The 18,496-nt window shown below is 63.3% G+C and carries 14 protein-coding genes; 9 read left to right on the forward strand and 5 right to left on the reverse strand.

Features of this window, described 5'->3' with window-relative positions; genetic code table 11:
* Positions 1-47: 47 nt before the first annotated feature.
* Positions 48-3,944, forward strand: coding sequence for a phosphoribosylformylglycinamidine synthase (purL, locus tag BUC40_RS11025; protein WP_073265574.1), 3,897 nt, complete (start codon positions 48-50; stop codon positions 3,942-3,944).
* Positions 3,945-4,251: 307 nt separating this feature from the next.
* Complete coding sequence (locus BUC40_RS11030; RefSeq protein ID WP_073265576.1) at positions 4,252-4,569, forward strand: YqfO family protein; 318 nt, start codon at positions 4,252-4,254, stop codon at positions 4,567-4,569.
* A gap of 39 nt (positions 4,570-4,608) precedes the next feature.
* On the opposite strand, the gene BUC40_RS11035 is transcribed toward BUC40_RS11030, so the two are convergent.
* The 3 genes from BUC40_RS11035 to BUC40_RS11045 form a co-directional block, all read right to left on the reverse strand.
* Positions 4,609-5,112 (reverse strand): L,D-transpeptidase family protein, encoded by a 504-nt coding sequence (locus BUC40_RS11035; protein WP_073266212.1) that lies wholly within the window; start codon positions 5,110-5,112, stop codon positions 4,609-4,611.
* Positions 5,113-5,384: 272 nt separating this feature from the next.
* Positions 5,385-6,107, reverse strand: coding sequence for a pirin family protein (locus tag BUC40_RS11040; protein WP_073265578.1), 723 nt, complete (start codon positions 6,105-6,107; stop codon positions 5,385-5,387).
* Positions 6,108-6,227: 120 nt separating this feature from the next.
* Complete coding sequence (locus tag BUC40_RS11045; RefSeq protein WP_073265580.1) at positions 6,228-7,115, reverse strand: LysR family transcriptional regulator; 888 nt, start codon at positions 7,113-7,115, stop codon at positions 6,228-6,230.
* Between the two features lie 98 nt (positions 7,116-7,213).
* Here BUC40_RS11045 and BUC40_RS11050 point away from each other — a divergent pair, with 98 nt between their 5' ends.
* Positions 7,214-8,362 (forward strand): pyridoxal phosphate-dependent aminotransferase, encoded by a 1,149-nt coding sequence (locus BUC40_RS11050; protein WP_073265582.1) that lies wholly within the window; start codon positions 7,214-7,216, stop codon positions 8,360-8,362.
* A 61-nt stretch (positions 8,363-8,423) separates the two neighbouring features.
* Positions 8,424-9,206 carry an amidohydrolase gene (locus tag BUC40_RS11055; RefSeq protein ID WP_073265584.1) on the forward strand — a complete coding sequence of 261 codons (783 nt, stop codon included), beginning with the start codon at positions 8,424-8,426 and terminating at the stop codon, positions 9,204-9,206.
* 66 nt (positions 9,207-9,272) lie between these two features.
* On the opposite strand, the gene BUC40_RS11060 is transcribed toward BUC40_RS11055, so the two are convergent.
* Both BUC40_RS11060 and BUC40_RS11065 read right to left on the reverse strand, forming a co-directional pair.
* Complete coding sequence (locus tag BUC40_RS11060; protein ID WP_073265586.1) at positions 9,273-10,337, reverse strand: NAD(P)-dependent alcohol dehydrogenase; 1,065 nt, start codon at positions 10,335-10,337, stop codon at positions 9,273-9,275.
* A gap of 212 nt (positions 10,338-10,549) precedes the next feature.
* Complete coding sequence (locus BUC40_RS11065; protein ID WP_073265588.1) at positions 10,550-11,440, reverse strand: LysR family transcriptional regulator; 891 nt, start codon at positions 11,438-11,440, stop codon at positions 10,550-10,552.
* Between the two features lie 156 nt (positions 11,441-11,596).
* On the opposite strand from BUC40_RS11065, the gene BUC40_RS11070 reads away from it, so the two are divergent.
* The 5 genes from BUC40_RS11070 (at position 11,597) to BUC40_RS11090 (ending at position 18,378) form a co-directional block, all read left to right on the forward strand.
* Positions 11,597-12,979, forward strand: a complete 1,383-nt coding sequence (locus tag BUC40_RS11070) for a glutamine synthetase family protein (protein ID WP_073265590.1) — start codon at positions 11,597-11,599, stop codon at positions 12,977-12,979.
* A gap of 13 nt (positions 12,980-12,992) precedes the next feature.
* Positions 12,993-14,486 carry an aldehyde dehydrogenase gene (locus BUC40_RS11075; protein WP_073265592.1) on the forward strand — a complete coding sequence of 498 codons (1,494 nt, stop codon included), beginning with the start codon at positions 12,993-12,995 and terminating at the stop codon, positions 14,484-14,486.
* 73 nt (positions 14,487-14,559) lie between these two features.
* Entirely contained in the window at positions 14,560-15,837 is a 1,278-nt protein-coding gene (locus tag BUC40_RS11080) for an NAD(P)/FAD-dependent oxidoreductase (RefSeq protein ID WP_073265593.1), read from the forward strand.
* A gap of 50 nt (positions 15,838-15,887) precedes the next feature.
* The gene (locus BUC40_RS11085) at positions 15,888-16,643 is read left to right on the forward strand and encodes a gamma-glutamyl-gamma-aminobutyrate hydrolase family protein (RefSeq protein WP_073265594.1); all 756 of its coding nucleotides are present in this window, start codon (positions 15,888-15,890) and stop codon (positions 16,641-16,643) included.
* Between the two features lie 184 nt (positions 16,644-16,827).
* Positions 16,828-18,378: an APC family permease gene (locus BUC40_RS11090; RefSeq protein WP_073265596.1), complete on the forward strand. Its 1,551-nt coding sequence runs from the start codon at positions 16,828-16,830 to the stop codon at positions 18,376-18,378.
* Positions 18,379-18,496: the final 118 nt, after the last annotated feature.

An 18,496-nucleotide genomic window follows, 5' to 3' on the forward strand; every position in this document is an offset into this window, starting at 1 on the left:
GAATATGCGCCCTCAAAGCACACCCCCTTCCCAGAGGCTGTCCCCTGATGCTGATCCTGCGCGGCGCTCCCGCCCTTTCCGCTTTTCGCCACGGTAAATTGCTCGAGCAACTGACCAGTAAAGTGCCTGCTGTGACCGGCCTGTATGCCGAGTTCGCCCACTTTGCCGACGTCGACGGTGCCCTGAGTGCCGACGAAGAGCAGGTACTGGCCCGTCTGCTCAAGTACGGCCCGAGTGTGCCAGTGCAGGAGCCCAGCGGTCGCCTGCTACTGACCATCCCGCGCTTCGGCACCATCTCGCCGTGGTCGAGCAAGGCCAGCGACATCGCCCGCAACTGCGGTCTGGAAAAGATTCGCCGCCTGGAGCGGGGCATTGCCTACTACGTATCCGGTGAGCTGAGCGACGCCGAGGTGCAGCAAGTCGCCGCATTACTGCATGACCGCATGACCCAGCTAGTGCTGAGCAACCTGCAGGACGCTGCCAAGCTGTTCAGCCATGCCGAGCCCAAGCCGCTGACCGCCGTGGACATCCTCGGCGGCGGTCGCGCCGCGCTGGAGAAGGCCAACGTCGAGCTGGGCCTGGCCCTGGCCGAAGACGAGATCGATTACCTGGTCAATGCCTTCCAGGGCTTGAAGCGCAACCCGCACGACATCGAACTGATGATGTTCGCCCAGGCCAACTCCGAGCACTGCCGCCACAAGATCTTCAATGCCAGCTGGGACATCGACGGCGAGAGCCAGGAAAAATCGCTGTTCGGCATGATCAAGAACACCTACCAGATGCACAGCGAGAACGTGCTGTCCGCTTATAAGGACAACGCCTCGGTGATCGTCGGCCATACCGCCGGGCGCTTCTTCCCCAATCCCGAAACCCGCCAGTACGGCGCGGTGCAGGAGCCGGTGCACATCCTGATGAAGGTGGAGACCCACAACCACCCGACTGCCATCTCGCCGTTCTCCGGTGCTTCCACCGGCTCCGGCGGCGAGATTCGCGACGAAGGCGCCACCGGTCGCGGTGCCAAGCCTAAAGCTGGCCTGACTGGGTTCACCGTTTCCAACCTGAACATCCCCGGCTTCGAACAGCCCTGGGAGCAGGCCTACGGCAAGCCCGAGCGGATCGTCACGCCGCTGGACATCATGATCGAAGGCCCGCTGGGCGGCGCCGCGTTCAACAACGAATTCGGCCGGCCGGCGCTGACCGGCTACTTCCGTACCTTCGAGCAATCGATCAGCACCCCCCATGGCGACGAAGTGCGCGGCTACCACAAGCCGATCATGCTCGCCGGCGGTATGGGCAACATCCGTGAAGACCACGTGCAGAAGGCCGAGATCACCGTCGGCGCCAAGCTGATCGTGCTCGGCGGCCCGGCGATGCTGATCGGCCTGGGCGGCGGCGCCGCTTCGTCGGTGGCGACCGGTGCCAGCTCGGCGGACCTGGATTTCGCTTCGGTGCAGCGCGAGAACCCGGAAATGGAACGCCGCTGCCAGGAGGTCATCGACCGTTGCTGGCAGCTGGGCGACGCCAACCCGATCGCCTTTATCCATGACGTCGGCGCCGGTGGTATCTCCAACGCCTTCCCGGAACTGGTCAACGACGGTGGCCGCGGTGGCCGCTTCGAGCTGCGCAACGTGCCGAACGACGAGCCGGGCATGGCCCCGCACGAGATCTGGAGCAACGAGTCCCAGGAGCGTTACGTGCTGGCCGTCAGCGCGGAGGACTTCGAGCGCTTCCAGGCCATCTGCGAGCGCGAGCGTTGCCCGTTCGCGGTGGTGGGTGAAGCCACCGAAGAGCCGCACCTGACCGTGACCGACAGCCATTTCGGCAACACCCCGGTGGACATGCCGCTCGAAGTGCTGCTCGGCAAGCCGCCGCGCATGCACCGTTCGGTCACCCGTGAAGCCGAACTGGGCGATGATTTCGACCCCAGCACCCTGGACATCCGCGAAGCCGCCGAGCGCGTTCTGCGCCACCCGGCCGTGGCCAGCAAGAGCTTCCTTATCACCATCGGCGACCGCACCATCACCGGCCTGGTTGCCCGTGATCAGATGGTCGGCCCGTGGCAGGTGCCGGTGGCCGACGTTGCCGTCACCGCCACCAGCTTCGACGTGTACACCGGTGAAGCCATGGCGATGGGCGAGCGCACCCCGCTGGCGCTGCTCGACGCGCCGGCTTCCGGGCGTATGGCGATTGGTGAAACCATCACCAACATCGCCGCGTCGCACATCGAGAAACTCTCCGACATCAAACTGTCGGCCAACTGGATGTCCGCTGCCGGTCACCCAGGTGAAGACGCCCGCCTGTACGACACCGTCAAAGCCGTCGGCATGGAGCTGTGCCCCGAGCTGGGCCTGACCATTCCGGTCGGCAAGGATTCCATGTCGATGAAGACCAAGTGGAGCGAGGAGGGTACCGAGAAGAGCGTCACCTCGCCGCTGTCGCTGATCGTCACCGGTTTCGCGCCAGTCGCCGACGTGCGCAAGACCCTGACCCCCGAGCTGCGCATGGACAAGGGCGAGACCGATCTGATCCTGATCGATCTGGGCCGTGGCCAGAACCGCATGGGCGCCTCGATCCTCGCCCAGGTGTACAGCAAGCTCGGCCGCCAGGCGCCGGACGTCGATGATGCCGAAGACCTCAAAGCCTTCTTCGCGGTGATCCAGGGCCTCAACGCCGACGGTCACCTGCTGGCTTACCACGACCGCTCCGACGGTGGCCTGCTGGTCAGCGTGCTGGAAATGGCCTTCGCCGGTCATTGTGGCCTCAGCCTGCAACTTGACGGCCTGGTCGAGAGCCGTGAAGAACTCGCGGCCTTCCTGTTCAACGAAGAGCTGGGTGCGGTGATTCAGGTTCGCCAGGACGCCACCCCGGACGTACTCGCCCAGTTCAGCGCCGCTGGCCTGGACGACTGCGTCGCGGTGATCGGCAAGCCGGTCAACAACGGCGACGTGGCGATCAGCTTCAACGACCAGCCGGTGTTCACTGGCCAGCGTCGTCTGCTGCAGCGTCAGTGGTCGGAAACCAGCCACCGCATTCAGCGTCTGCGTGACAACGCCGACTGCGCGGATCAGGAGTTCGACGCGCTGCTGGAGGAAGACAACCCTGGCCTGTCGATCAAGCTGGGCTTCGACGTCAACGACAACATCGCAGCGCCGTACATCAAGAAAGGTGTGCGCCCGCAGATCGCCGTGCTGCGTGAGCAGGGCGTCAACGGTCAGGTGGAAATGGCCGCGGCCTTCGACCGCGCCGGCTTCGCCGCGCTGGACGTGCACATGAGCGATATCCTCGCCGGTCGTGTTGACCTCAACGACTTCAAGGGCCTGGTTGCCTGCGGCGGCTTCTCCTACGGTGACGTGCTTGGCGCCGGTGAAGGCTGGGCCAAGTCGGCCTTGTTCAACGCCCGTGCCCGCGATGCCTTCCAGGGTTTCTTCGAGCGCAAGGACAGCTTCACCCTTGGCGTGTGCAACGGTTGCCAGATGCTCTCCAACCTAAGTGAGCTGATCCCGGGCACCGAGTTCTGGCCGCACTTCGTGCGCAACCGCTCCGAGCAGTTCGAAGCGCGCGTGGCCATGGTCCAGGTGCAGGAATCGGCTTCGATCTTCCTGCGTGGCATGGCTGGTTCGCGCATGCCGATCGCCATCGCTCACGGTGAAGGCCATGCCGAGTTCGAAAGTGAAGAAGCTCTGCTCGAAGCCGACCTGTCCGGCACTGTGGCGCTGCGTTTCATCGACAACCACGGCAAGGTCACCGAAGCCTACCCGGCCAACCCCAACGGCTCGCCGCGCGGGATCACCGGTCTGACCAGCCGCGACGGCCGCGTGACCATCATGATGCCGCACCCGGAGCGCGTGTTCCGCGCCGTGCAGAACTCCTGGCGCCCGGATGAGTGGCAGGAAGACGGCGGCTGGATGCGCATGTTCCGCAACGCACGTGTTTGGGTCGACTGATCGATCTACTCGCAGCACCAAAAACGCCAGGCATTGCCTGGCGTTTTTATTTGGGAGGCCGTTGAGTCAGTGTTGCTTCAGATCGTCGGTTTTGAGACGCGGCGCCTGGGTTTTTGAATCACACCGGCTAGTCTGCAGGTATTAGCCGGCGACTCGCACAGCAGGAGACGCTCCGAAACGGCGACCTCTCAGATAAGTCTGAATATTTCAGCAATGTTGGCTGTATCACGAATCTTGCTAGGCAATGTGCCATCATCCTATGGCATGATTAGCGCATTGTTTTCAGCGACTTGCAGTGGAGTAGTTGATGTACAAATTTTGTTTCTACGTTCCAGAGAGCCATCTGGAAAGTGTGAAAATGGCCGTATTCGCAGAGGGTGCAGGGCGCGCTGCCGGCTACGAACACTGCTGCTGGCAAACCCAGGGGCGTGGTCAATTTCGTCCACTGGAAGGCAGCAAGCCGTTTATTGGCAAAAGTGGCGAGCTGGCAACGGTTGCCGAGTGGAAAGTCGAGCTGGTCGTCGCTGACGAGCTGATTCACAACGCCGTCAAGGCGATGCGCAAAGCCCATCCCTACGAAGTGCCAGCTTTTGAAGTATGGCGCTTGTCCGACATGCAGTTCTGACGACTGCTTCTCGCCGGCACATCGCTCCTGGGTAAATCGTCAGGGGCGAATCTCGATCAGCGTGCCGTCTTTCACCAGCGTCCATACTTCGCGCATGTCGGCGTTTTTCATAGCGATGCAGCCTTCGGTCCAGTCCAGGGTGTGGAAGAACCATTCCGGGTATTCATCGTCTAGCGGCGTGCCGTGGATCATGATCATGCTGCCCGGTTTTACGCCCGCGGCTTTCGCCTGCGCCTGGTCGCGCGCGTTAGGGTAGGAGATGTGCATGGACAGATTGTACTTCTCACTCTTGCGCCGCCAGTCGATCCAGTAAAAACCTTCCGGCGTGCGCAGATCGCCCTCGCGCAGCTTGGCGCCGACCGGCTGTTTGCCCAAAGAAATCCGGTACGACTTCAGCGTTTTGCCCTGGCTGATCAGCTGCAGCCGACGCTGGGATTTCTCCACCAGAATCTTGTCGACGGTCGTTACAGGGGAGACGGGTGCGGTGGCGGCTTGGCCGGCCAGGGCCAGCGAGAATAGGGTAAAGGCGAGCAACCAGCGCATGGGATTTTCGACTGAGCAGATGGCCGGCGGGCGGCGGAGGCTCATTCTAAGGCAGGCGAATATAAGCGCCTAGGGGCTCATCGAATTGCCTGGGTATCCTGACGTAGAGCGTAGCGAAACCCAGGAAAACGTTTCCGCTGTGCCGAGCCAGCAAGGCTGAACATCGTTCCCCGCGCATCGCTTCGTTCAGCGACAGGCTACGAAAAGCAGCAGCGACACCTGAGGTCAATCCCAGGTATCGCTGCGTTGCGCGCCAGGTTACGGCGTGGCTGTCAGTACAACGACGGCAGCTCGTTGGGGCGCAGGTCGAACACCAGTACCTCGGCCTGCTGGCCATTGCTCAGGCGCAGGTCGCGCACGTCGCGCAGCCTTACGCCATCACCGGCCTGTAGCTGCTCGCCGTTGAGCTGAACGCTGCCGCGGGCCACGTGAACGTAGGCGTAGCGGTTTTCATCCAGTTGCAGGTGAGCCTGCTCCTCACCGTCGAACAGCCCGGCATACACCCGCGCGTTCTGGCGCACGCTCAGCGAGCCATCGGCGCCGTCCGGCGAGATGATCAGCTGCAGGCGGCCGCGTTTTTGCGCCTCGCTGAAGTGCTCCTGCTGGTAGCGCGGTTCGGCCTGACGCTCGCTCGGCACGATCCAGATCTGCAGAAAGTGCACCGGCTCGCTGCGCGAGTGGTTGAATTCGCTGTGCGACACGCCGGTACCGGCGCTCATCAACTGTACGTCGCCAGGGCGGATCACCGAGCCGGTGCCCAGGCTGTCCTTGTGTTCCAGAGCGCCTTGCAGCACGTAGGAGAAGATCTCCATGTTGCGGTGCGGATGCTCGCCGAAGCCCTGGCCGGCGCTGACGGTGTCGTCGTTGATCACCAGCAGGTCCGAGAAGCCACGCTCTTTCGGGTTGTTGTAACTGGCGAACGAGAAGGTGTGGAAGGAGTTGAGCCAGCCATGGTTGGCGTGGCCACGATCGGTCGATTTACGGATAGCCAGCATGATGATTCTCCTGTTGAGGGTCGCTACCTTTATCGGCGGCATGGAGGAGATAGTACTGACTATCGTTGGATTGATTAACTGGCTGAAATTGGACTTATTGTCCTATTCAGGTTGACGGAGTCAGGCGCTCAGATGCTCGATCTGCTGCTTGATGAAATCCGAGAACACCTGCACGGCGCGGGCGGATTGTCGGTGCTGCGGGTACACCGCATACACCGCGGCGGGCGCTGGCCAGTGCGCTTCGAGTATTGGCAGTAACGCGCCGCTCTCCAGGGCCTGGCCGACAATAAAAGTGGGCAGGTAGGCGATGCCCATGCCCTCCACGGCCGCATCGCGGATCAGCTCGCCGTTGTTGGCGCGCAACTGGCCGCGCATGCTCAGGTTCCGGGGTTTGCCGGCCTCGCGCAGGCGCCATTCCACGTGGCGGCTGTGGCCGTAGAGCAGGCAGGCATGCTGCTGCAGTTCATCGAGGTTGGCCGGCGTGCCGTGTTTCTTGAGGTAATCGGGGCTGGCGCAGAGGATGGTCTGCATGTCGGTCAGGCGCTTGGCGATCAGGCTGGAGTCTTCCAGGGTGCCGATACGGATCGACATGTCGTAGCCATCGGCGAGCAGGTCGACGGCGCGGTCGTTGAGGTCGATCTCCAGGTTGATGTGCGGGTGCTGCTGCATGAACAGCGGCAGCACCTGGCTCAGGTGCAGGGTGGCGAAGGTCATCGGCGCGCTGACCCGCAAGGTGCCGCGCAGGGAAGCGCCCTGTGCCGAGACCAGCTCCTGGGCATCGCGCAGGTCGGCGAGAATTGTCGTGGCCTTGTCGTACAGCAGCAGGCCCAGTTCGGTGGCCTGCAGGCGGCGCGTGGTGCGGTTGAGCAGGCGCACGCCGAGCAGCGCTTCGAGGGCGGCGACACGGCGGCTGACGTACTGCTTGGTCACCCCGAGGGTGTCGGCGGCAGCGGTGAAGCTGCCGGCGTCCAGAGTGGTGACGAACAGGCGCAGATCTTCGACGTTCATGGGCTTCTCATCGGTTGGCCTGCGATTATTACCGGGTGCGTGGGCTTCGCGCCATCGGCTATCCTCGGCGTCTGCCTCAACTGCCTAGGTCGCCCCCGATGTTCACCAGCAAGTTGCCCGCTGTCGGCACCACCATCTTCACTACCATGTCCCAGCTGGCGGCCCAGACCGGCGCCATCAACCTGTCCCAGGGCTTCCCGGATTTCGATGGCCCCGAAGCGCTACGCGAGGCACTGGCCCGGCACGTGGCGGCCGGGCACAACCAGTACGCACCGATGACCGGCCTGCCGGCGTTGCGCGAGCAGATCGCCCTGAAGATCGAGCGGCTGTACGGTCGCAAGGTCAGTGCGGACAGCGAGGTGACCGTCACGCCGGGCGCCACCCAGGCGATCTTCTGCGCGATTCAGGCGCTGATTCATCCGGGTGACGAGGCGATCGTCTTCGACCCCTGTTACGACAGCTACGACCCCAGCGTGACGCTGGCCGGCGGGCACTGCGTTCATGTGCCGCTTGCCGCGGGTAATTTCGCCATCGACTGGCAGCGCCTGGAAGCAGCGCTGAGCCCGCGTACCCGGTTGATCATCCTCAACACGCCGCACAACCCCAGCGGCGCGCTGATAGGCCGCGACGAGCTGGACCGCCTGGCCGCGCTGATCCGCGACCGCGACATCCATATCGTCAGCGACGAAGTCTACGAACACCTGGTGTTCGACGGCCGTCAGCACGCCAGCGTACTGGCCCATGACGAGCTGTATGCCCGGGCCTTCGTGGTCAGCTCGTTCGGCAAGACCTACCACGTGACTGGCTGGAAGACCGGCTACGTGGTGGCGCCGCCGGCGTTGAGCGCCGAGTTGCGCAAGGTGCACCAGTACGTCAGCTTCTGCGGGGTGACGCCGCTGCAGTACGCATTGGCCGACTTCATGGCCGCATGCCCGGAACATTTGGCCGAGCTGCCGGCGTTCTACCAGGCCAAGCGCGACCTGTTCTGCGACCTGCTGGCCGGTTCGCGCTTTACCTTCACGCGTACGCCGGGCACCTATTTTCAGTTGGCCGACTACTCGGCGATTCGCCCGGATCTGGACGACGTGGCCATGGCCCAATGGCTGACCCGTGAGCATGGCGTGGCGGCGATCCCGGTGTCGGTGTTCAGTGAGCGGCCGGACCCCGCACAGCGTCTGGTGCGCTTCTGCTTCGCCAAGCGTGAAGACACCCTGCGCCAGGCAGCTGAAAAACTCAGCGCGATATAGCCGTGTAGGGTGGGCAACCGCGAAGCGTTGTCCACCACCTAGCCTCATGGGAGGGCTATCGATGAGCAAGCAAGACCACCTCGAACTGGCGCTGATCCAGAGTGACCTGGCCTGGCACGACCCGGCGGCCAACCGCAGCCACTTCGAGACGCAGCTGCAGCAGGCTGCGGGCGCCGACCTGGTGATCCTGCCGGAGATGTTCAGCACCGGCTTTTCCATGCAGTCCGCCGAGCTGGCCGAGCCGGAAGGCGGGCCCACCAGCCAGTGGCTCAGCGAGCAGGCGCAGCGTTTCAATGCGGTGATCACCGGTAGCCTGATCATCCAGGCCGCCGATGGCAGCTACCGCAATCGCCTGCTGTGGGCGCGGCCGGATGGTTCGCTGGCCCACTACGACAAGCGCCACCTGTTTCGCATGGCCGGTGAACACCAGCACTATGCCGCCGGCGAGCGCCAGGCTGTGTTCGAGGTCAAGGGTTGGCGGGTGCGCCCGCTGATCTGCTACGACCTGCGCTTCCCGGTATGGAGCCGCGATGCCGAAGGCACCGACCTGCTGCTCTACACCGCCAACTGGCCGGCAGCGCGCCGCCTGCACTGGAACCGCCTGCTACCGGCGCGTGCCATCGAAAACCTTTGCTACGTGGCAGCGGTCAATCGCATCGGCGTGGACGGCAAGGGCCATCCCTACAGCGGCGATTCCCAGGTACTGGATTTCCAGGGCGACAGCCTGCTCGATGCCGGCGATAGGGCAGGCGTATTCCGCCAGCGCCTCGACGCCGCCGCCCTGGCCGCCTACCGCGAGCGTTTCCCGGCGCATCAAGATGCCGATCCGTTCGAGTTTCGCTGAGCCAGAAACGCCACCGGCCCGGTTCGCGCGAGCGAGACCGGGCCGGTGTGCCATCAGGCGCCGACGTTACGCGGCGTTCTGATCCTTGGCCAGGGAGGCCATGTCGATCACGAAGCGGTACTTCACATCACTCTTGAGCATGCGCTCGTAGGCTTCGTTGATGTTCTGGATATCGATCATCTCGATTTCCGAAACGATGCCGTGTTCGGCGCAGAAATCCAGCATCTCCTGGGTCTCGGCGATGCCGCCGATCAACGAGCCGGCCAGGCGGCGGCGCTTGAAGATCAGCCCGAAGACTTCCGGCGACGGGTGCGGCGAGTCCGGTGCGCCGACCAGGGTCATGGTGGCATCGCGCTTGAGCAGCCCGAGGAAGGCATCCAGGTTGTGCGGCGCGGCGACGGTGTTGAGGATGAAATCGAAGCTGTTGGCGTGGGCGGCCATCTCGTCGGCGTTCTTCGATACCACGACTTCGGCCGCGCCGAGGCGCAGGGCGTCTTCACGCTTGTTCGGCGAGGTGGTGAACAGCACCACATGAGCGCCCATGGCGGCAGCGATCTTCACGCCCATGTGGCCGAGGCCACCGAGGCCGACGATACCCACCTTGTCGCCCGGCTTGACGTTCCACTGGCGCAGCGGTGAGTAGGTGGTAATACCGGCGCACAGCAGCGGGGCAACGGCGGCCAGGTTGTCGGTGTGGCTGATGCGCAGGACGAATTTCTGGTCGACGACGATAGCGTCGGAGTAACCGCCAAAGGTGTTCTCGCCACCGAATACCGGGCCGTTGTAGGTGCCGGTGAAGCCGTTCTCGCAATACTGCTCCAGCCCTTCGGAGCAGGACGAACAGCTCTGGCAGCTGTCGACCATGCAGCCGACGCCGGCCAGATCACCGACCTTGAAGGTCGTTACCGCGCTGCCCACTGCGGTGACCTTGCCGACGATCTCGTGGCCCGGTACCGACGGGTAGAGGGTGTTCTTCCACTCGTTGCGCGCGGTGTGCAGGTCGGAGTGGCAAACGCCGCAGTAGAGGATATCGATCTGCACGTCGTGGGTACCGACGGCGCGGCGCTGAAAGCGATGGGGCGCGAGAGGTTTGCTGGAGTCCTGAGCGGCATAGCCGAGAATGGTGGTCATGGGCAATTCCTGTCTGTTGTGAATCAGCGGCTTGTGGCCGCGGCAGTGGATAAGCGTAGTGCAGGCCCGGGTCGGGTGGATTGCACAATCCTGTCGCTGTCTGTCCTGATCCTCCGTGGCCTGTTAAGAAAGTACCGCCCGCTAGATGGTTCCCGCGCATGCATATGTGCAGGTGAATCACGCGCTGTATGAGCGATCTGGTTCTGCAGAGGCTACCGGCTGTTGATGCGTGCGCGCAGCCGCGGGGTCAGCTCGTCGAACAGCGTCTGTACCGAGCGCAGTGCCAGGCAGTCCGGTCGGGTCAGCAACCAAAGATCGGTGTCGCAGGCGAGCAGGGCGTCGCTCAGGCGCTCCACGTCATCGAGGCTACGGGCCATGAAGTCGGGCAGGGCGGCGACACCCATGCCGGCCTGCACCAGCGTGGCGACGGCAGACATGCTGTTGCAGCGGTGGCGCGGCACCAGGCTGGGGTGTACCTGCTGGCGCCAGGCCACGGTGATGTGGTCGGGCATCGAGTCGTCGGGCGCGATCCAGGGTACCGATGTAGGCGACTGCTGGAATGCCTCACGATGCTCCGGGCGGCCGAAGATGTAATAGGCGGTATGGCCGAGCTGCCGGCCTACCAGGTGTTCGGGCGGCGCGTTGGACAGGCGCAGGGCGATATCGGCATCGCGGCGGCTGAGGTTGGCGAAGGTGTTGGTGGTCGCCAGCTCCAGGGATAGCGCCGGGTAGCGCGGCATTAGCTCCGCCAGGCTGGGCAGCAGTAGGTTCTGCAGCACGGCGTCGGTGCAGGTCAGGCGTACAGTGCCGCTGATGACCTTTTCGCCGTGCTGCAGGGCGATACGCGCCGCTTCCAGTGCCTGTTCGGCGCGCTCGGCCTGCTCGGCCAGTGCCTGGGCACTCTGGGTTGGCATGTAGCCGCGGCGGCTTTTCTCGAACAGCGCGATGCCGAGGCTGGCTTCCAGCTTGCGGATAGCACGAAAGACTGTCGATACATCCACCTGCAATTGCTCTGCGGCCCGCGCTAGAGAGCGTCCGCGCACCAGGGCGAGCACCAGAGCAAGATCGACGTGGCTGACCTGATATTGCGTGGATGCAATCATAAATTGCTCTGCTGCTAGTATCGGTTGCGTGTGCGCCCACTTATACTCAAGGCGTTGCCTAGAATCAAATCCGCTAGCGGATACCCAGAATAATGAGGCGCAAAGGCTCGTGAGATGTCTTCCGCGGGCGCGCCGATGCGAAAGGATGTATTTCCCATGACTTCGGTTTCCCCACGTGTCGTTCAGCTCAACGAAGCGAACACTTTCCTCAAGGATCACCCGGAGATTCAGTACGTCGACCTGCTGATCACCGACATGAACGGCATCGTGCGTGGCAAGCGCGTCGAGCGCGCTAGCCTGCACAAGGTCTATGAAAAAGGCATCAACCTGCCGGCTTCGCTGTTCGCTCTGGACATCAACGGTTCCACGGTGGAAAGCACCGGCCTGGGCCTGGATATCGGCGACTCTGACCGGATCTGCTATCCGATCCCCGACACCCTGTGCAAAGAGCCGTGGCAGAAGCGCCCAACAGCGCAACTGCTGATGACCATGCACGAGCTGGACGGCGCGCCGTTCTTCGCCGACCCCCGTGAAGTGCTGCGCCAGATAGTTGAGAAGTTCGACGAGCTGGGCCTGACCATCTGCGCCGCTTTCGAGCTGGAGTTCTACCTGATCGACCAGGAGAACGTGAACGGCCGTCCGCAGCCGCCGCGTTCGCCGATTTCCGGTAAGCGCCCGATCTCCACTCAGGTCTACCTGATCGACGATCTCGACGAGTATGTCGACTGCCTGCAGGACATGCTCGAAGCCGCCAAGGAACAAGACCTGCCGGCCGACGCCATCGTCAAGGAAAGTGCCCCGGCTCAGTTCGAGGTCAACCTGCACCACGTCGAGGACGCCATCAAGGCCTGCGACTATGCCGTGCTGCTCAAGCGCCTGATCAAGAATATCGCCTACGACCACGAGATGGACTCGACCTTTATGGCCAAGCCTTATCCTGGCCAGGCGGGTAACGGTCTGCACGTGCACATCTCGCTGCTCGACAAGAAAACCGGCCAGAACATCTTCGCCACCGACGATCCTGAGCACCATGCGCCGCTGCGCAATGCCATTGCCGGGATTCTCGACACCATGCCAGCGTCGATGGCCTTCCTGTGCCCGAACGTCAACTCCTACCGCCGCTTCGGCGCACAGTTCTACGTGCCGAACGCGCCAAGCTGGGGGATGGACAACCGCACTGTGGCGGTACGTGTACCGACTGGCAGCAGCGACGCGATCCGCATCGAACACCGCGTAGCCGGTGCCGACGCCAACCCGTACCTGATGATGGCTTCGATCCTCGCCGGTATTCACCACGGTCTGACCAACAAGCTGGAACCGTGCGCGCCCATCGAGGGCAACTCGTACGAGCAGCTCGAGCAGAGCCTGCCGAACAACCTGCGTGACGCCCTACGTCAGCTGGACGAAAGCGAAGTGATGAACAAGTACATCCGCCCCGAATACATCGACATCTTCGTCGCCTGTAAGGAAGCGGAAATGCATGAGTTCGAGACCACCATTTCCGACCTCGAATACAACTGGTACCTGCATACCGTCTGATGGAGTGAAGAACATGACAACCATGACTCGCCAGGATTGGGAGCAGCGTTACCAGAGCCTGCGTATCGAAGGTCGTGCCTTCATCGATGGCACGTATCGCGATGCCTTAGGCGGTGCGACTTTCGACAGCATCAGCCCGGTGGACGGTCGTCAGCTGGCCACTGTGGCCAGCTGCATGGCCGAAGACGCCGAGCTTGCCGTCAAGGCCGCTCGCGAGGTTTTCGAGCGTGGTGACTGGGCAAAACTTGCCCCGGCGCAACGCAAGCGTGTGCTGATCGCCTTTGCCGATAAGCTGCTGGCCAATGCCGAGGAGCTGGCGCTGCTGGAAACCCTCGACATGGGCAAGCCGATCGGTGATTCGCTGAGCATCGACGTACCCGGCGCAGCCAATGCTATCCGCTGGAGCGCCGAGGCCATCGACAAGCTGTATGACGAAGTCGCGCCTACGCCTCACGACCAGCTTGGCCTGGTGACCCGTGAAGCGGTCGGTGTGGTGGCAGCTATCGTGCCGTGGAACTTCCCGCTGCTTATGTCCAGCTGGAAGCTCGGCCCGGCCCTGGCTTGCGGCAACTCGGTGATCCTAAAGCCTTCCGAGAAGTCGCCGCTGACCGCCATCCGCGTCGCCCAGCTGGCGTTGGAAGCCGGTATTCCAGCCGGCGTGTTCAACGTGCTGCCGGGTTACGGCCACACCGTGGGCAAGGCCCTGGCCCTGCACATGGACGTCGACACCATCGTGTTCACCGGCTCCACCAAGATCGCCAAGCAACTGATGATCTATTCCGGTGAGTCGAACATGAAGCGCGTGTGGCTGGAGGCCGGCGGCAAGAGTCCGAACATCGTCTTCGCCGATGCACCGGATCTGCAGGCCGCAGCCGATGCAGCCGCTACCGCCATCGCCTTCAACCAGGGCGAAGTCTGCGTCGCCGGCTCGCGCCTGCTGGTGGAAAGCTCGATCAAGGAGCGCTTCCTGCCGATGGTGGTCGAGGCGCTGCAGAAGTGGAAGCCCGGTCATGCCCTGGAGCCGGACACCCGTGTCGGGGCACTGGTCGATGACGGCCACCTGGCTACCGTGCTCGGTTTCATCGAGTCCGGGCGCGAGGAGGGCGCAGAGATTCTCACCGGTGGTGAGCGCGCCCTGCAGGAGACCGGTGGCAGCTACGTGCAGCCGACCATCTTCGCGGGTGTGAACAACGCCATGCGCATCGCTCGCGAAGAGATCTTCGGGCCGGTGCTGTCGGTGATCACCTTCGACAGCGACGAAGAAGCCATCCGCATCGCCAACGACACGCCCTATGGCCTGGCAGCTGCCGTATGGACACGCGACATCTCCCGAGCCCACCGCACCGCTCGTGCGCTGCGTGCTGGCAGCGTGTGGGTCAACCAGTACGACGGCGGCGACATGACCGCGCCGTTTGGTGGCTTCAAGCAATCGGGCAATGGCCGCGACAAGTCGCTGCATGCCTTTGACAAGTACACCGAACTCAAGGCGACCTGGATCAAACTTTGAGGTTAAAAAACGACCTCGCTTGGTCTCGGATGGATTTGCCCCAAGGCGGAGCATTGGAGTTAAGGAGTTTCACATGACTCAACACGTCGACAGTTACTACGCCGCCTCGCGTAACCCGCGGGTCGATTACCCAGCGCTCAACGAAGTCGTCGAGACGGATGTGTGCGTCATCGGCGCCGGTTACACCGGCCTTTCCACCGCGCTGTTCCTGCTGGAAAACGGTTTTCGCGTCACCGTGCTGGAAGCCGCCAAAGTCGGTTTCGGCGCCTCGGGCCGTAACGGCGGGCAGATCGTCAACAGCTACAGCCGCGATATCGATGTCATCGAAAAGCAGGTCGGCGCGCGTCAGGCACAGTTGCTCGGCGAGATGGCCTTCGAAGGCGGGCGCATCATTCGTGAGCGCATTGCCAAGTACAACATTCAGTGCGACCTGAAAGATGGCGGTGTATTCGCTGCCATCACGGGCAAGCAGATGGGCCATCTCGAGGCTCAGAAGAAGCTGTGGGAGCGCTACGGCCATACCCAGCTAGAGCTGATGGACGAGCGCCGCATCCGTGAAGTGGTCGGCACCGAGCGCTATGTCGGCGGCATGCTGGACATGAGCGGTGGGCATATCCATCCGCTCAACCTGGCCCTCGGCGAAGCCGCAGCGGTCACCTCGCTGGGTGGCTCGATTTACGAGCAGAGCCCGGCGACGCGTATCGACCGTGGCCCGCAGCCTGTGGTGCACACGCCGAATGGGCAGGTGAAGGCCAAGTTCGTGGTGGTGGCGGGTAACGCCTATCTGGGCGGTTTGATGCCGGAACTGGCGGCCAAGTCGATGCCCTGCGGCACCCAGGTGCTGACCACCGAGCCGCTGTCCGATGAGATGGCACGCAGCCTGCTGCCGCAAGATTACTGCGTGGAAGACTGCAACTACCTGCTCGACTACTACCGCCTCAGCGCCGACAAACGCCTGATCTTCGGCGGTGGCGTGGTCTACGGCGCCCGTGACCCGGCAGATATCGAAGCGATCATCCGCCCCAAGCTGCTCAAGACCTTTCCGCAGCTCAAAGACGTGAAGATCGATTACACCTGGACCGGCAACTTCCTGCTGACTCTGTCGCGCCTGCCTCAGGTCGGCCGCATTGGCGACAACATCTACTACTCCCAGGGTTGCAGCGGCCATGGCGTGACCTACACGCACCTGGCCGGCAAGGTGCTGGCCGAGGCGCTGCGTGGCCAGGCCGAGCGCTTCGATGCGTTTGCCGGCCTGCCGCATTACCCGTTCCCGGGTGGGCGGCTGCTGCGCGTGCCATTTACCGCCTTAGGCGCCGTGTACTACCAGCTGCGTGATCGGCTGGGTATCTGATGCTGTGCCTGCCGGCGTGATCGTCGGCAGGCTTTTCCGGAGAGAAGACCATGACCCGCATGCCCCTGATCGGTGTGACTGCCTGCCGGCAGATGCTTGGTAAATACGATTCGCACACGGTCGGCGACAAGTACGTCGAAGCGGCTGCCTACGCTGGCCTGCCGGTGGTTCTGCCTGCGCGCGGCAAGCCGAGTGACCCGCACCAGTTGCTTGAGCAACTGGACGGCATTCTGTTCACCGGCTCGCCGTCCAACGTGGAGCCGCACCATTACCAGGGCACGCCAAGCCTGGAGGGCACCCAGCACGACCCGAGCCGCGACGCTAACACCTTGCCGTTGCTGCGCCTGGCAATCGAGAAAGGCGTGCCGGTGTTCTGCATCTGCCGCGGCTTCCAGGAGCTCAACGTGAGCTTGGGCGGCACCCTGCACCAGCGTGTGCAGGATCTGCCGGGCTATATGGATCACCGTGAGCCGCAGCGCGACTCGGTCGCCGAGCAGTACGCGCCGCAGCATGCGGTGGCGGTGCAGGCTGGTGGTGTGTTCGAGCGTATCGGCCTGCCGGCGCAGTTTCAGGTCAACTCGCTGCACAGCCAGGGCGTCGACCGCCTGGCCGAGCGTCTGCGTGTCGAAGCGCTAGCGCCGGATGGTCTCGTTGAAGCCGTATCGATTCCTGACTCAGCAGGCTTCCTGATCGGCGTGCAATGGCACCCGGAGTGGCGTTTCACCGAAAACCCCGAGTCGCTGAAGCTTTTCGAAGCCTTCCGCGACGCCTGCCAGGCTTACGCCGCGGCACGTAGTACCCGCTGAATCCCCCCTGAACCCGCCTGGGTTCCGGGGGCTCTGACCTGAATGGGTCGGGATCTCGCTCTGGCGTCACAGCACACCGTTGTAACCAGCCGGCTGGCAAACCCAGCCGGGGCGCCGGCCTTTTGCTCGGCGCGGCAGATCCTGACCACGTTCGGAAACAATTCCAAGACGATGGCAGAGGCTTATGAGTGATTACACAGGCGCAGCAGCGTCGAGCGTGCAGGCGACCCCAGCTGCCGGTGCGGCTGCCGTGGTGTCCGGCAAGGGCCTGGCCCAGGGCAAGGTCGGGTTGCTGGCCTGCGTGGTGCTGGGTATTTCCACCATCGCGCCGGTTTATACCCTGACCGGCGCACTGGGCCCGACCGTGCGTGAGGTCGGCGTTTACCTGCCAGCGGTATTTATCGTAGGCTTTTTGCCGATGCTGCTGGTGGCGCTGGGTTACCGCGAGCTGAATGCCGCGGAGCCGGACAGCGGCACTTCGTTTACCTGGTCAGCACGTGCTTTCGGGCCGATGATCGGCTGGATCGGCGGTTGGGGGCTGGTCACCGCTACCACTATCGTACTGTCCAACCTGGCCGGCATTGCGGTGGATTTCTTCTACCTATTTCTCGCCCAGCTGACCGGGCTGGACTGGATCGCCGACCTGACCCGCAACCTGCTGGTGAACATCATCACCTGCTGCGTGTTCATCGCCATGGCGGTGTGGGTTTGTTGCCGGGGCATCGGCATGACCATGGGCGTGCAGTACACCCTGGTGGCGCTGCAGTTGGTGGTGCTGATCGGTTTTTCCATTGCCGCCTTTGCAGCGGCGCCGGACAGCTCGCCAGTGGTCTTCCATCCCGAGTGGTTCAACCCCTTCAACATCGATTCGTTCTCCGCGTTCGCGGCGGGCTTGTCGCTGTCGATTTTCATTTTCTGGGGCTGGGATGTGTGCCTGACCGTCAGTGAAGAATCGGTTGGCAGCGAGAAGGTGCCAGGGCGCGCGGCGACCCTGACCGTGCTGCTGATTCTCGCCCTGTACCTGTTCACTGCCGCTGCCACCCTGCAGTTCGCTGGCACCGGCGACACCGGCCTGGGGCTGGGCAACGCGCAGATTCAGGAGAACGTCTTCGCCCACCTGGCAGGTCCGGTGATGGGCCCGCTGGCGATCCTGATGTCCATTGCCGTGCTGGCCAGCACCGCGGCGTCGCTGCAGTCGACCTTCATATCGCCAGCGCGTACGTTGCTCGCGATGGGTTATTACCGCGCGGTGCCAAAGCGCTTCGCCAGCGTGCACCCGCTTTCGCAAACGCCGCGCTACGCGACCATCGCCGCCGGCCTCGCCACCGCGGTGTTCTACGTGACCATGCGCACTCTGAGCGAAAACGTGCTGGCCGACACCATCACCGCGCTAGGCATGATGATCTGCTTCTACTACGCGCTGACCGCCTTCGCCTGCGTTTGGTACTTCCGCCACAGCCTGTTCGATAGTGCCCGGCACTTCTTCATGCGCGGCTTATGCCCGCTGGTGGGCGCGGTGATGCTGTCGATCATCTTCTGGCAAACCACCCTGGACAGCATGTCGCCGGACTTTGGCAGCGGCTCGCACATCGGTGGCCTCGGCCTGGTGTTCGTGATCGCCGTGGTGGTGCTGCTGCTCGGCCTAGTGCTGATGTTCATCGCCCGCTGGCAGGCGCCGGCGTTCTTCAATGGCAATACCCTGCAGAAGCAGATGAAGCCGGTGAAGGCTCGATAGGCAATCCGTGGTCCGGGTCGAGCGCAGCGACACCCGGGACATTGCCCTGGGTATCGCTGCGCTCAACGCCAGGCTACCTGGTCTCAGAAACGACAAAGGGACGCCTAAGCGTCCCTTT

The sequence above is a fragment of the Phytopseudomonas punonensis genome (assembly GCF_900142655.1).
In the GTDB taxonomy this organism is placed as follows: Bacteria; Pseudomonadota; Gammaproteobacteria; order Pseudomonadales; family Pseudomonadaceae; genus Aquipseudomonas; species Aquipseudomonas punonensis.

What these genes read in the sequence shown, in the direction of transcription:
- BUC40_RS11085 (WP_073265594.1), top strand. Translation starts at nt 15,888, where the DNA reads ATGACCCGCATGCCCCTGATCGGTGTGACTGCCTGCCGGCAGATGCTT.
- BUC40_RS11075 (WP_073265592.1), top strand. Translation starts at nt 12,993, where the DNA reads ATGACAACCATGACTCGCCAGGATTGGGAGCAGCGTTACCAGAGCCTG.
- BUC40_RS11035 (WP_073266212.1), bottom strand. Translation starts at nt 5,112, where the DNA reads ATGCGCTGGTTGCTCGCCTTTACCCTATTCTCGCTGGCCCTGGCCGGC.
- BUC40_RS11070 (WP_073265590.1), top strand. Translation starts at nt 11,597, where the DNA reads ATGACTTCGGTTTCCCCACGTGTCGTTCAGCTCAACGAAGCGAACACT.
- BUC40_RS11090 (WP_073265596.1), top strand. Translation starts at nt 16,828, where the DNA reads ATGAGTGATTACACAGGCGCAGCAGCGTCGAGCGTGCAGGCGACCCCA.
- BUC40_RS11055 (WP_073265584.1), top strand. Translation starts at nt 8,424, where the DNA reads ATGAGCAAGCAAGACCACCTCGAACTGGCGCTGATCCAGAGTGACCTG.
- purL (WP_073265574.1), top strand. Translation starts at nt 48, where the DNA reads ATGCTGATCCTGCGCGGCGCTCCCGCCCTTTCCGCTTTTCGCCACGGT.
- BUC40_RS11040 (WP_073265578.1), bottom strand. Translation starts at nt 6,107, where the DNA reads ATGCTGGCTATCCGTAAATCGACCGATCGTGGCCACGCCAACCATGGC.
- BUC40_RS11080 (WP_073265593.1), top strand. Translation starts at nt 14,560, where the DNA reads ATGACTCAACACGTCGACAGTTACTACGCCGCCTCGCGTAACCCGCGG.
- BUC40_RS11030 (WP_073265576.1), top strand. Translation starts at nt 4,252, where the DNA reads ATGTACAAATTTTGTTTCTACGTTCCAGAGAGCCATCTGGAAAGTGTG.
- BUC40_RS11060 (WP_073265586.1), bottom strand. Translation starts at nt 10,337, where the DNA reads ATGACCACCATTCTCGGCTATGCCGCTCAGGACTCCAGCAAACCTCTC.
- BUC40_RS11065 (WP_073265588.1), bottom strand. Translation starts at nt 11,440, where the DNA reads ATGATTGCATCCACGCAATATCAGGTCAGCCACGTCGATCTTGCTCTG.
- BUC40_RS11045 (WP_073265580.1), bottom strand. Translation starts at nt 7,115, where the DNA reads ATGAACGTCGAAGATCTGCGCCTGTTCGTCACCACTCTGGACGCCGGC.
- BUC40_RS11050 (WP_073265582.1), top strand. Translation starts at nt 7,214, where the DNA reads ATGTTCACCAGCAAGTTGCCCGCTGTCGGCACCACCATCTTCACTACC.